The organism is Cohnella thermotolerans DSM 17683, from assembly GCF_000429825.1.
In the GTDB taxonomy this organism is placed as follows: Bacteria; Bacillota; Bacilli; order Paenibacillales; family Paenibacillaceae; genus Cohnella; species Cohnella thermotolerans.
In genome coordinates this window covers 38,036-51,934 of the sequence record NZ_AUCP01000014.1, presented here as the reverse complement: position 1 = coordinate 51,934, position 13,899 = coordinate 38,036, and the positions used below count along the sequence as shown (strand labels likewise).

The following is a 13,899-nucleotide window of genomic DNA, read 5'->3' as shown; positions in this document are numbered from 1 at the left end:
TTTTTTTACTGGAAAGCTTGCGATGGCGAGCCAACCATATTCGGACTCTTATCCGCTCCGCCTACGCCTCTCTTGGCTTTCGGTTCTCGGCGATCAACTCGCCCATCGGCGCCCATGGCGACACTTCCCGGCGTTCCGGATAAGCAACAGGCAATTTCGGGAAAAGAAGCTCGGAAATGCGGTAGGCTTCCTCCAGGTGCGGGTAGCCGGACAGAATGAACGTATCGATGCCAAGAGACGCATACTCCTTTAATCGTTCCGCCACTTCGTCCGGATTGCCCACGAGCGCCGTGCCGACGCCGCCCCGCACCTGCCCGATGCCCGCCCAAAGGTTGGGGCTAACTTCAAGCCGCTCCATATTGTCTCGCACCAATTGCGTCATGCGGCGTTGCCCGACGGAGTCGAATCGATCGAACAGAGCTTGGGCTGCTTGGATGTCTTCTTCGGAGACGTACTGGATTAACCGGTTGGCTGCGGCCCAAGCTTCTTCGGTCGTTTCGCGCACGATAATCTGCACGCGCAGGCCGAATTTGATCCGGCGGCCCAGCGCTTGCGCGCGGGCTCTTACGTCGGCGATTTTCTCGGCTACCATGGCAGGCGTCTCGGCCCAGGTCAGATACGTATCGATGTGCTTGGCCGCCACTTGATGGCCCGCCTCCGACGAAGCGCCGATAAACAACGGCGGGGACTGCCGATCGAACGGGACATACTGCAGTTTGGCATTCTCTACGCGGATATGCTTGCCATGATAGGTCACGGATTCTCCCGTCATGAGACGCTTCCACACGTCGAGGAACTCGTCGGTCGCTTCGTAGCGCTCGCTGTGGGAGAGGAAGATGCCGTCGCCTCTCATTTCATAGGGATCGCCGCCGGTCACGACGTTGATTAGCAGCCTGCCGGACGACAGCCGGTCGAACGAGGCGGCCATGCGTGCGGCGATGCTGACCGATATGCCGCCGGGCCGTACGGCGACCAGAAACTTCAGCGTCTCCGTCGCCTGCATGAGCGCCGAAGCGACGACCCAGCCGTCTTCGCAGGCATGGCCGGTCGGAACAAGCATGCCGGTGTAGCCGAGGCGGTCCACGGCTTGCGCAATCTGACGAAAATAATGCAGATCCGTTACTTTGGCGCCTTTTGTCGTGCCGAGATAACGTCCGTCGCCCATCGTGGGCAAGTACCAAAACATCTCCATGCGTGTTCCTCCTAAGATTCTGTTCTATCGCCAGCGATGGACATCATTAAACGTTGACGCAGCGGGATATATTCCTTTGCGGCGCGCAGCTCATGAAGGGGCAAGCCGATTTCCGCCTGGCACAGCGGATTCTCGAAATCCTCGACGAAGCGCCCGGGGCCCGGCTGCATCACCATGATCCGTCGCCCCAGCAGAAGCGCTTCATCGACATCGTGCGTGATGAAGAAGATGCACGTCCGAGTACGCTGCCAGATGCCGATCAGATGCTGCTGCATCGATTCCCTGGTTAAGGCGTCCAGCGCGCTAAACGGCTCATCCATAAGCACGATGCTTGGCTCCGCGGCCAGCGTTCTCGCCAATGCCGCCCGCTGTTTCATGCCGCCGGAGAGCTGATGCGGCAGGAGAGACGCGGCCGACTCCAGACCGACAAGGGAGAGATAATCGGCAGTCCGGCGCATCCGTTCTTTTCTGGGTATGCCCGCCATGCGTAGTCCGAAAGCGACATTTTCCGAGATTGAGAGCCATGGAAACAAATTATGATGCTGAAACACGACGCCGACTTGCGGATCGGGCCTTGTATGCAAAACGCCGTTGATCCGGACCGTGCCTTCCGTAGGCCGGAGGTATCCCGCAATAATATGGAGCAGGGACGACTTGCCGCACCCCGAGGGTCCCAGCACGCAGACGAAATCGTCGGGCCGCAAGGTGAAGTTGACCCCTTGAAGCACCGGCCGTCCGCCGGCACCATCGCCATACGCCAATGAGATATCCGTCAGCCGAACTCCCGCTTCCACCGTCTCAGCCGCATTTACCGCACGGGTTCCCATGATCATGCAGCCTCCCTACCTTGTTTTATTGTACGTACAGATCGTTACGGATCGCTTTTTGGAAGACGGAAACGTCCGGCGCGCTTTTGATCGATTGTTGCTCGACCAGAAAATCGGCGGTAGCCTTCAATAAGGCGCCGAACGCGCCAGGTTTGTCGGGCGTGCCCATATATTTCTCGTCCGTTTGCTGGGAAGCGTCAAGCACGGTGATTTCGTTCATGGCTTTGAGCGTCTCTTCCGGTGTGAGGCCCAGCTCTTTGGAGAGCGCCTCGGAGGCTTCCTTCGGATGGTCTCGGTAATATTTGGTTCCTTCGTCAAGCACCTCGATGTATTGCTTCACCACATTCGGGTATTTCGCGAGAAAATCGTTGTGCACCACGCCGAACTCGCCGGTCAGCGCGCCCTTGTCGGCCACTTCCTTGGACGTAATGATGACCTTGCCCCCGGCAGCAAGCAATTTGGATTGGACGGGCTGCCACGTGTAGGCGCCGTCGATGTCTCCGCGCTGCCAGGCTGCCGCCAGATCGGGTGCCTGCATGTCGATGATTTTTATTGTCGAAGGATCGATGTTTGCCTGTTTCAACGCCGACAGCAGACTGAAGTGCGACGTGGAGCCGAATGTCGTGGCAATCGTCTTGCCCTTCAGATCCTGGAGGCTTGCTATCCCGGATTTGCTCTGGACGACGAGGGCTTCGCTGTCCCCGATGACGTCGTGAATGTAATAAATTTGATCCGGCAATCCCTGTGCGATTCCGGAAGCGCCCGGGGGCGTGCCGACAAGCCCGAAATCAATGCTTCCGCTGGCGATAGCCGTATTGACGTCCCGTCCGGAGTCGAATTTCAACCAGGAAATTTTGACGCCCGGAAATTTTTTCTCGGCAAGGCCGAGAGCTTTAGCCATCAGCTCGCCGTTCGGGGACACTTGATAGCCGATCCGAATCTCCTTCGGCAGCTCGGGTGCCGCTTTCGTGGACGGAGCGGCCGCAGAGGAAGCTTGGCCCGGATTGCCGGAGACGTCGGACGTTTCATTTTTGGCGCCGCAGGCGGCGACAGCCAACAGCAGGACAGTCATCAGGGACAAAGCGAGCAGACGGGAAAGCTTGCGGTTCAATCCGTTCATGTTAATCGCTCCTTATAATCGTTTGGTTTATTGTTCGATCCATGGCGATACCCGGCGAATCAGCAGCCGGATGGCCGAATCGATGAGAATCGCGATGATGCCCATAATGATGATGACGGCGTAAATGATGTCGCTTCGCAAGTATTTGCTCGCGTCGAGCGCCATCCAGCCGATTCCCGATACCGCGGCGACCATCTCCGCGGCCACCAGTGTGGCGTACGTGACGCCAACCGCCGTCCGGAAGCCGGTCAGCAAGTCGGGGAGACAGGAAGGGAAAATGACAAATGCATACAGCCGGAATCCGTTCGCGCCCAAGGACCTGGCGCCGTTGATCCGGTCGGCGGGGATACGCCTGGCGCTGTATACGGCAGCGATAAACATCGGCGCAAATCCGCTTAAGAACAGCAGGATCACTTTGGACGTATCTCCGATGCCGAACCAAAGCACGAGCAGCGAGTAATAGGCCAAAGGAGGAAGCGGCCGGTAAAACTCGATGATCGGATCGAAGACGGCTCGGACCAGGCGGCTTCTCCCGCATACGATACCCAGCGGAACGGCGGTGACGAACACGAAGAACATGGCAATCAGAATTCGCCGCAGGCTTGCTCCGACATGTCCCAGCAGGGTACTGCCCTTGTAACCTTCACGTGCGATATCCGTGAATGCCGACCAGACGTCAGCAGGCGAGGGCAGGAACAGGGGATTTACCCATCCATAATGGCTGGCGATCCACCAGATCGTGAAGAGAGCCAGGACAGAGCAGCAGGAGACGGTAAAATATAGAACATAACCTTTGGATCGGCTGACTTTTAAGGGACGAGACAACGGTGCAGCCAAACGATCACTTCCTTCGCCGTATACAAATTAAACACATTGACATAGTTGGGTTTGAGGCGTGAAATCCGACGGTCCGCCGTTATCCGGCGGATGCCGCACGGGCAGGGCGGAGCCGACAGCGATGATATGAATCGGGCTCACCCGACATCCGGAAGTCCGCCGATAACGACCCGAAGCCAACCGTTACTCGTTCTGATCACGGCTTTTCACCATTTTCAACAAGTAGGCCAGAACCTCGGAACGCAACTGCGGTTCGAGCGGCGCAAAACCGAACAGCTCGCAGAAAAACAGTCCGTCCGCCGCCAGCCGGGCCACCGTCGCTTCGACCGGGTCCTTGCATTCCGCCGTCATTCGGCTCTGCCAAAGCACGTAACGCTCGCGCATCGGATCCAGCATGGCCGGTTGATTCGAAGCGGCAGCCAAAATGCCGAAGCTCATCTCAAGGTCGTCCTTGTCGATGTCGAACGTCTTGATCAGGTAGGCTTGAGCCCAGCGGTTATCGAGGGCCGGATTGCGCAAAGCCTCGGCGTCCGTCTCGGAGTCGAAACGGTCCAGGAAATCGTCCAATGCCGCCTGGATCAACGATTCTTTGGTAGGAAAGTGGTACAGCAATCCCCCTTTGCTTACCCCTGCTTCTTTGGCGACCGCATCGAGGGTCAGGTGAGCTGCGCCAAGTTGTCTCACCAGTCGGCAGGCTACCTTCAGAATCGCGGCACGTTTCGAATTTTGGTTCATGGAGCACCTCCAGATTTACTATACTGTCCGGACGGTATAGTCGTCAATATTCTTTTGTATATAATCCGATAAATATAATGGGGAATACGCCGGCGGCGTGGCGGGAACCGCATTGACCGGCGCTCCTTATTTCCTCTATCTGATGACCAGGCGTTGACTGCAAACCTTATGCCTCGAGAGCATAGCGATTCGGGACGTCGGCAGTATCATGTTCGAGATCCCGTCGCCCAGTTGGAAGGTACCACTTGTTGTTTACTCGCTTTCCCAAGTCGTGTGTTCATTTGTTACCACCTGTTCGCTCTTCCAGATCGTGCGGTTCGCCGCAAACAGAAAACCGTATATTTATGCGACTATTTGAATTAAATGATAAGGTTCCTGCTTGAAGAAGTACAATTAAGATATTTTCGTTCTTGACCAAAAGAATATTTATGGATGGCTTCGATTTCCTCACCGCAGCGAATCTGGCAGCCGCTGTTTTGCCAAAGGTCCGCTATTTTTACACATAGTAATTGACAATGAGAATCATTATCAATTACTATGTAGAAAGGCAGCGATCGTGACACATGCTCTGTTCGTTCCGCCGGACGAATTTTTGGATTTTTACGACGAGTTGGACGAACTGCGGCTGGAACGCAAGCAGGCGGCGGTGTTCGGCTCGTGCGACTCCCGCTACCCGGCTCGCGGCGCGGCTGTCGATACGCTGATCGACAAGCTGCGCCAACTGGGAGCCGAAGTAGTCGCGCCGGGGCTGAAGATCGAGCTGACGCCGAGTCCGCAGGAGAAGGAAGCGTGCAGACAGTTCGGCAGGCAATTTGTCCGGCATCTCACCGGCGTCCGCTAAAGGCAGACCGAAACCAATAAGCGAAGGGAGAACAAGGAGATGGGACTTTTATATCAAATCTACCAAACGATGAAGGAGCAGGAGGCAGATCTTGACGGCGAGGCGGAACGACTGGGAGGGCGCGGTGAGGATAAAGAGCAGCTCTCGTTGATCGAGCTTCTGGTTCATCCGGTGGGGCGCGACAAGTCTGCGGACTCGCTCCGGGAACGGGGGGACGGATGGGGTTGAACGGCGCGACCTGCGGCCGCGCCCGGGCGGGCGATCCGCTATGGCTGCCGCTCGGGTCGATTCGGTCTGGATCTCATCCGGGAGTAGACGCGGTGCCGCGAGCTGATTTGCTCTCTCATACAAGGATAACTCGCAGCGGACGGAAACGGCAGTCTCCAGATCGGGGGCCGCCGTTTCCGGTTTATTCGCGCCAGAATTCCTAAGCCTCGCCCAAATTCAATTCTGAATCGTCTCCGGTCGAACGGACCCGCCGCGCCGATCGATGGGTTGTAATTTGATATTCACACACCGTTCATAATTCACTTTTACAATCACGGTACAGAGGCGAGCCAAATGCGATCTTTTTTAATTGATAATGATAATCAATATCGATTATAATGGGGGTGAGATTGCTTTAATAACCTAAATATTGAAAAAAATATCAAAATGGATGAGCTCGGTTCGATCGAAGCATCCGGAAGTTTGGTCGGGTCAATCAATATAGGAAAGAAATTCCGCGCTTAACAGGTGGATGATGGAGCATGAAGCAGCTGTTGATTACAGATGACGATGTTCATAACCGGTCGCTTCTGAATCATTACATGACCAGACAGGGATTCAGGGTTCTGGAAGCGCAGGACGGCGAGGAAGCGATTGCCGTGCTGAAGGAGCACCCGATCGATCTGGCGATTCTCGACATCATGATGCCCAAGATCGACGGTCTGACCTTGTGCGAATACATAAGGGACAGCTACGATATCCCGATCATTCTGCTGACGGCAAGAGACCAGTTGTCCGATAAGACGCAGGGGTATCTTAGCGGTACGGACGACTACGTGACCAAGCCGTACGAGCTGCCGGAGCTGCTGTTTCGAATCAAGGCGCTGTTCCGCCGCTATTCGGTGCCTTCGAGCGACAAGATCAGACTGAATCGGCTTGTGATCGATCTCCAGAATCATGAGGTGATCGACGGCGATACCGTTGTGCTGCTGCCGCTCAAGGAATTCGAGCTTCTGGCCCAGATGGCGCAATATCCGGGACGTCTGTTCTCGCGCGATGATCTGATTCGGCTCGTATGGGGAGCGGATTACGCCGGCGACGAGCGGACGGTGGACGTGCATATCAAACGATTGCGCAAACGCTTCATCGGCAGCGAGAACAACTTCATCATCCATACGGTGAGAGGGATCGGGTACAAAATCGAGGTTCCGGAGCTATGAAGTCGCTCTATTTTCGCGTCTTCGTTCTTATCGTGTATACGGTTGCGCTCAGCACGCTGCTGGGCTTCTATGTCTCCAACGTCTATTATCATTGGAAGCTGAAGCCTCTGACGGACGCCAAGCTGACGGGAATAGCCGAAGAAATACGCGCATTCGCAGAGCGTAATCCGGCCATGCTCGGAGAATATTTGAGCCATACGGCCGCGCTCGGTTACCAGATTTATCTGGTCGACCGGAACAGGAACGAGATGTTCTTCGGCCACCCGTTCCGCAAAGGGAAGCTCTCGGACGATATCAAGCGTATCGTGCTGGAGGGCGAAGTGTACCACGGGGTTGCGGAGTATCCCGATTATCCCTTCCTGACCGGTTATTTCGAGAACAGCCTGAGCAACTCGGTGGGCGTGCGGCTGCAGGACGGGGAGGAAGCGTACGCGCTGTTTTTGCGGCCGGATATTCAGCTTCAGTTCGGGGAACTGCGGATTTATTTTTTCTTGATTTTTCTGCTTACCGTCCTCTTCAGCATTCCGACCTTTCTCCTGAGCACCCGTTATCTGGTACAGCCCGTTACGCTTCTGACGGAAGCGACCAAGAAGATCGCCCAAGGCCATTACAATCTTCAACTCAATACGAACAGAAAAGACGAGATCGGGCAGCTGGCGTCCCATTTTCAGACGATGAGCCGGGAATTGGAGCGTGCGGACAAGGCGAAACGGGAGTTCGTCGCCAATGTGTCCCACGAGATCCATTCGCCGTTGTCGTCCATTCAGGGCTTCGCCGATATGCTGCAAACGCCGGAGCTTCCGGACGAGCTTCGTCGATCCTATGCCGGCATTATCGGCCAGGAAGCGCGCCGCCTGGCGGCTTTGAGCCGTCAATTGCTGCTGCTGTCCACGCTGGATAACGCCGGAGAAGCCGGCTTCGCCAAGCAGGAGCATAATTTGAAGCGCCAGATCCATCATGCGCTTCGGCTGATGGAGTGGCAGTTGACGGAGAAGATGATCTCCGTCCGCATGGCCGTGCCCGGTCACCTAGTGATCCGCGGGGACGGAGTGCTGCTGCTTCAGGTATGGACCAATCTGCTGTCGAACGCGGTCAAGCATGTGCCGGAAGGACGTTCGATTTCGATCCAGGCCCGTTGCGAGGGAGGGAATTGCGTCGTGGAGGTGGCCGATACCGGCGACGGCATTCCCGAGGATCAGCTGCCGTTTATTTACGACCGTTTCTTTAGGGGGGACAAAGCCCGTTCCAGAACTTCGGGCAGCACCGGCCTGGGGCTGTCCATCGTGCAAAAAATCGTTCACCGGCACGGAGGGACGATCGAGGCTTTCAGCCAGTCGGGAGTAGGGACCACCTTCCGGGTGTCGATTCCGATGTAATCTGTTGTTCATGCTCCATTCACAATTCGCCGTTAAGCTGGCGTTGCGCGGGTGAAGGAGAAGAGGCCGGGGGAACGGCGGCGTTCCTTCAGTTTGCCGCGCCTTGTTACGGATACAAAAATACATAATATGAAATATAAAAATAAAAAAAGAAAAATATCTAAAAATAGGTTGACAGAGTGATTTGGAATCATGTACCATCGGGTTGTTTAAATGATAATGATTATCATTATCGATTGAACAAAAATGACCCTGGAGTGATGCCGTCAAGAGAATCAAGCTGTCGCACCATCAGTTGTAAGCCGTCCCGTCGGATATCCGGAAACGAGAATAGCACTACAAATTTCAAATTTAAGGAGTGTATGGATAATGGCTGCAACGATGAAAAAGCCGGTCTCATTCGTATTAATGGCTGTTCTTGCGCTCGTGCTGGCCGTCCCGGCTTTCGCTGCGACCTGGACGCACAGCTACAAGTTTTATTACAACGGCGCGGAGGATTCGCATTCGAGCTCGTTTATTGCCGGACCCGCCACGATCGACAATTCGACCGGCAAGGTCACGATCAAGTTGACGGGCAATTACTTCCCGGAATTGGTTAAGGATGGCGTGACCTACTACGGCTCCTACAGCTCCGGCGTCACGACGTTCGTGTTCCCCGGCAGCGACAGCGCCGATATTCCGATCTCGCTGCACGTTGTCGTGGCCCCGTTCCATGACGACTGGTACGATCTCGATATTCATTGGGACTAAACGGAGTATTGCCTGAGCATGCCAATGCCGAGACGGTCTGCTTTTTCAGACCGTTTCGGCCGCAACCGCCGTCTTGCTTTGCCGGTCAAATGCCTGTGTAGCACATCGCTTATCTCATCCCGATCGAAAACAGTTCGCCAGGCTTGAGCCGGAGCCGGATGCGCTGCACGTCTCCCAACCCGCGCAGGCTGGGTGCGAGTTCGAATACATTGCAAATCCATTCCAAATCTTAAGGAGCTAGTTAAAACTTGAATATGACGATCAGAAAAACAGTTCTGTTGTGGATCGCGGCGCTGCTGTTGTTCACCTTCCCGTCGCCGGGTTCCGCGGCCGATGAGACCGGCGGCGAAGCGGTCGTCGCGGACGGCGAATATACGAATCTGTCCTACGAGTATCTGAAGGACGAGACGACGACCACGTCAGCCGCGAATGGTTTCCTGAATGTGGAGAATTCCGGAAGGTTGGTCGTGGAGAACGGCAAGGCGACCTTCTATCATCAAGTGACGAGTGAAAACTACGCGTTGATTCCGTATATCGCCTTCCGCAAGCCGGGGGCGGCCAAGGCCAAGGTGGTCAACAACGTCGTGTCGGACGCGGAAGGTTACGAGGAATACACGGTCAGTTCCCCGAGCGTCGACGGCGGACCGGTTGAAGTTGCCGTGGGCGTGGAGAATTTAAGCGACAAGATCGACGTCCTTATGCATGTCGTGATCATTAACAATCCGAAGTATCCGGGGCTGGTATACGACAATTGGTACAATGTGCAGCTGTCGATCGACACCAGCTCGCTGCCGCGGACAGAACCGGGTGAAGGAGACCCGGGCACCGGCGGAGACGGTACGGAGGCGCTGCAGAAGCTGAACGATCTCATCGGCGCCGCCCGCAGCGTATACGACAGCGCGGCGGAAGGAACCGAATACGGACAGTATCCGGCCGGTTCCAAAGAGAAGCTGAACACGAGCATTACGGCGGCGGAGACGGCTGCGGCGAATGCGGCGGCGAATCCGTCCGGGGTCGAGACGGCGTACACCGAGTTAACGGCTGCGCTCGACGCGTTCCGCGCGTCCGTCCGCTCGGTGGATAAATCCGCGCTTCAGGAAATTTACGATAAGACGCAAGCTCTGTACCAACTTGTGCTGGAGCACGGGGAGGTTGGCAAGACGGAAGGCAAGGAAGGCGTCTATGCTCCCGTGTCCGACGGCGAATTTGCCAGAGGCACGAAGTCCGCGCTGGAGAACGCTTTGAAGAGCGCTGAAGCGGTGTTGACGAACAGCGCGGCGACAGAGGCGGAGGTGGCTTCGCGCACAACGTCGCTTACCAACACGTACCAAACGCGGAGCAAGCTCGTTTATACGCTGAATCCGACTCCGCTGCCCATTTATATTTTGGACAACAGAACGTCTGCGACCGCGCAGTCGGCCTACGCTTCCGATTTTACCGGCACGGCGTACTTGCTGACCAACGCGCAGGATACGAACACCTACGCCAATCTGACTTTTGTCAACGCCGGCGTTGCCGACGTGCTGATGTCCTACCCGAACATCAACGGCACGTATGACGACAACGTGACGATCGACAATGAGATGTATAGGGCCGTGCTGCTTCAGAACGGCACGACAGCCGAGCGCAAGGCGTACCAGGTGAAGAGCAGGGCAAGCGGCAATCCCGACCTCTATGAAGGGTTGTCCTTCTTGAGCTACAAGGTCGGAGGCGAAACTCGCAACGTCTATATCAGCTACAACTACAACGAATTGAAGAAATTGAACGACGAGGTGACGGCTGCGCAGAAGCTGCTGGACAAAGCGAGCGCGGACAGCGCCTACGAGCAGGCCCGCAAGGATTTGGCGGCCGCGATCGCCGCCGCCCGGACGGTTGCCGGCAATTTGGCTTCCACCAGACCCGCAATCGCAAAGGCCGGCTCCGATTTGCAAACAGCGGTGGATCATTTCCGCCGGAACGCCGCCTATTTGTCCAACTTCACGGTGGCAGACGGAACGTCGGACACTTTCTCCTCCGTTGGCTCTTATTTCTCGGGGCCGGCTGAAATGAAATGGGAAGCGGGCGTTCTTCAGGCGGTGTTTACGCTTCGCAACAGCTCGTCCGTGTCGCTTAAGGTGGATAACGGTGCGGAGTACGTCGATGCGGCGACCGTCAGCGAGGACAAGAACGCCAATACGCGGGTGGTCAAAATCGCGATTCCGGATGCGGCCGCTTTGACGAAGGCGCGAGTCGTCGACGCGAGCGGAACGCACGACGTGCGGTTGAATTTCAACGACATCGACAACGCGGCGCTCGCCGGCAAAGTTGCGGAGGCCGCAGCTCTGTTGGCCGGTGCGACGGTCGGAGACCAGCCGGGGCAATATCCGGCCGCGGTCGCGGCCGCGCTGAAGCAGGCGATCGCGACAGCCGGAGCGGAGGCGGCGCGTACGGACGGAACCCAGATGACGTCGGACGACGCGGTGAAGGCGCTTGAACAGGCGATGGCTGCGTTCGCCGCAGCGGTCGTACCGAAGGGGTCCGGCGGATCGGGTGGATCCGGAGGGTCCGGAGGATCTGGAGGATCGAGCGATTTGGCGGACGGGAAGTACCAGATTAACTTCCGTATTTTGAAGTACGGCACCTCGCAAAATTCGGTGATGGATGAATACGTGGCGCACCCCGGTCGCCTGCTCGTCGAGAACGGCAAGAAATACGTCTATATTTGGTTGAAGCAAAGCAAGGAGATTACCGCCTTTACCGTCGAAGGCAAGTCGACCCAAGTGACGGAAACCGACTCGTCCGCCAATACGAGATGGGTCAGGTTCCAGGTCTCGGATCTGACGAATGTGCTGAACGGACATGTGAAGGTCGACTGGCCCGAAATGAATTACTTCCATGAATATGACATCCAGATCAAGCTTGGCACGTACAAGTCGGTTACGAAATGGTCCGGGGAAACGTTCGGAACGGTTACCGACAGACCGAATCCGGGAGGAGGCGGATCTTCGGCCGGAGGTGGAACAGGAGAGGAAACGGGAGAAGAGGAAGGAACGAACGGCAATGCCGGCGGGACGGACACGCCGGGCGGACAGCAGCCGGGAATCGAATTCCCGGATGCGGCGGGCCATTGGGCAGCCCGCGATATTAGCCGCGCCGTAGAGCGGGGCATCGTCAACGGGTTCGCGGACGGTTCGTTCCGGCCGAATGAGACCGTGAGCCGCGTCGAATTCGTGGCGATGCTGAGCCGGGCGTTCAAACTGAACGGCGGCGCTGCGGAGCTTCGCTTCACCGATACGGATCAGATTAAGCCCTGGGCGCAGGAGCTTGTCAAACAAGCGGTCGCCGCGGGGATAGTCGGAGGCTTCCAGGACGGTTCCTTCCGGCCGCAGCAGGAGATCAGCCGCACGGACGCGGCGGTGCTGGCCGTCAGGGCGCTCGGCTTGCCGTTGGAAGAGGCAGCCGGCCCGACGTTCGCCGACGCGGCGAAAATTCCCGCATATGCCCGGCCTTATGTGGCAACGGCGGTGAAATACGGCTTGATCAACGGAATCGAGGGCAACCGGTTCGGCGTGACGGTCGCGTTCTCGCGGGCGCAGGCGGTGACGCTGATTGTGCGGGCGCTCGATTACGCGGAAGCGCAAGCGGCGGTAGCCGCGGAGCAAGCGGATCGGGAAGAAGCCGCGGCAACCGCGACGCCCTAACCGGCGCGTGGCGGCGAGACCGCGCGGCGGGCCGTGCCCGCGGGATCGCGCCGCCCACCTTCACAGGTGCTGCAGGGAACTCTGAAAGCGAGTGTCCTCAGCACGATTTTTCAGGAGGATTATATGAAGAGATATCGCTTCTGGACCGGTCTTGCCGTGCTGCTCGTCTGGTCGCTCCTGGCTGCCGGCTGCGCGCAAGGGGGGACTCGCTTGCAGCCGGATCGCGCGGCGGCGGCCGGACAGCCGGCGGAGACGGCTGCGCCGACCGCGGCGGGGTCCGCTCCCGCCGCCCCTGCCGAGACGCCGCCTCCGCGCATCGTCTCCACGACGGTCGCGATTACGCAGATCATGGATGCCCTCGGGCTCGATCTGGTCGGCATCCCCAAGAGCGTCAAGACGCTGCCGGCGCGGTATGACGGCGTCACGAAGGTCGGCAACCCGATGAGCCCGGACATGGAACTCGTGAAGTCGCTGAAGCCGACGGACGTGCTGTCCGTGACGACCCTGCAGTACGACCTGGAGCCGGTCTTCGAGCAGGCGGGCATCAAGGCGACGTTCCTCGACTTGACGAGCTTGGCCGATATGCAGCAGGCGATCGTCGAGTTGGGCGCCAAGTACGACCGCGCGGAGCAAGCCGCCACCCTCTCGGACAGCTTCAATGCGACCCTGAGCAGGCTGCAGGCCGAAACGGCCGGCAAGGAGAAGCCGACGGTGCTTATTCTGCTGGGCGTGCCGGGCAGCTACCTTGTGGCGACGGAGCATTCGTATATCGGCGATCTGGTAAGATTGCTGGGCGGAGTCAATGTCGTGCAGGGGGAATCGGTCGAATATCTGGCTTCCAATACGGAGTACCTGCAGCAGGCCAACCCGGACGTGATCCTGCGGGCGGCTCACGGCATGCCGGATGAGGTGGTCAAGATGTTCGACGAGGAATTCAAGAAGAACGACATATGGAAGCATTTCAAAGCGGTGCAGAACGGGCGCGTCTATGATCTGGAGGAGGAATTGTTCGGCACGACGGGCAATCTGGCCGCGAACGAGGCGCTGGTCTCGCTGGCCGCGAAGCTGTATCCGTAGCGGCAGAGCGGCCGAGCATCAACTACATGAGGAAGCT

Annotated in this window: 11 protein-coding genes and 1 pseudogene; 7 read left to right on the top strand and 5 right to left on the bottom strand. The window is 57.5% G+C overall.

Features of this window, described 5'->3' with window-relative positions; genetic code table 11:
- Positions 1-61 precede the first annotated feature (61 nt).
- From ssuD to G485_RS0104380, 5 genes are all read right to left on the bottom strand, one after another.
- Entirely contained in the window at positions 62-1,192 is a 1,131-nt protein-coding gene (gene ssuD / locus G485_RS0104400; RefSeq protein ID WP_027091549.1) for an FMNH2-dependent alkanesulfonate monooxygenase, read from the bottom strand.
- A gap of 11 nt (positions 1,193-1,203) precedes the next feature.
- The gene (locus tag G485_RS0104395) at positions 1,204-2,019 is read right to left on the bottom strand and encodes an ABC transporter ATP-binding protein (RefSeq protein ID WP_035154761.1); all 816 of its coding nucleotides are present in this window, start codon (positions 2,017-2,019) and stop codon (positions 1,204-1,206) included.
- 25 nt (positions 2,020-2,044) lie between these two features.
- On the bottom strand, positions 2,045-3,139 hold the full coding sequence (locus G485_RS0104390; RefSeq protein ID WP_035154716.1) for a taurine ABC transporter substrate-binding protein: 1,095 nt from the start codon (positions 3,137-3,139) through the stop codon (positions 2,045-2,047).
- A 27-nt stretch (positions 3,140-3,166) separates the two neighbouring features.
- Positions 3,167-3,976, bottom strand: a complete 810-nt coding sequence (locus tag G485_RS0104385) for an ABC transporter permease subunit (RefSeq protein ID WP_027091546.1) — start codon at positions 3,974-3,976, stop codon at positions 3,167-3,169.
- Between the two features lie 183 nt (positions 3,977-4,159).
- Entirely contained in the window at positions 4,160-4,711 is a 552-nt protein-coding gene (locus G485_RS0104380; protein WP_027091545.1) for a TetR/AcrR family transcriptional regulator, read from the bottom strand.
- A gap of 580 nt (positions 4,712-5,291) precedes the next feature.
- Between G485_RS0104380 and G485_RS30775 the strand changes: the two are divergent.
- From G485_RS30775 to isdE, 7 genes and pseudogenes are all read left to right on the top strand, one after another.
- Positions 5,292-5,552 (top strand): annotated as a pseudogene (locus G485_RS30775) (flavodoxin domain-containing protein); the annotation flags it as partial.
- A gap of 39 nt (positions 5,553-5,591) precedes the next feature.
- Positions 5,592-5,780 carry a hypothetical protein gene (locus G485_RS0104370; RefSeq protein ID WP_027091544.1) on the top strand — a complete coding sequence of 63 codons (189 nt, stop codon included), beginning with the start codon at positions 5,592-5,594 and terminating at the stop codon, positions 5,778-5,780.
- Positions 5,781-6,301: 521 nt separating this feature from the next.
- Positions 6,302-6,979, top strand: a complete 678-nt coding sequence (locus G485_RS0104365) for a response regulator transcription factor (RefSeq protein ID WP_027091543.1) — start codon at positions 6,302-6,304, stop codon at positions 6,977-6,979.
- Positions 6,976-8,355: a sensor histidine kinase gene (locus tag G485_RS0104360; RefSeq protein ID WP_027091542.1), complete on the top strand. Its 1,380-nt coding sequence runs from the start codon at positions 6,976-6,978 to the stop codon at positions 8,353-8,355. Before G485_RS0104365 ends, G485_RS0104360 begins: the two co-directional genes overlap by 4 nt.
- Positions 8,356-8,724: 369 nt before the next feature.
- On the top strand, positions 8,725-9,105 hold the full coding sequence (locus tag G485_RS0104355; RefSeq protein ID WP_027091541.1) for a hypothetical protein: 381 nt from the start codon (positions 8,725-8,727) through the stop codon (positions 9,103-9,105).
- 254 nt (positions 9,106-9,359) lie between these two features.
- Complete coding sequence (locus G485_RS28215; protein WP_240489062.1) at positions 9,360-12,785, top strand: NEAT domain-containing protein; 3,426 nt, start codon at positions 9,360-9,362, stop codon at positions 12,783-12,785.
- 123 nt (positions 12,786-12,908) lie between these two features.
- Positions 12,909-13,862 carry a heme ABC transporter substrate-binding protein IsdE gene (isdE, locus tag G485_RS0104345; protein ID WP_027091540.1) on the top strand — a complete coding sequence of 318 codons (954 nt, stop codon included), beginning with the start codon at positions 12,909-12,911 and terminating at the stop codon, positions 13,860-13,862.
- Positions 13,863-13,899 lie beyond the last annotated feature (37 nt).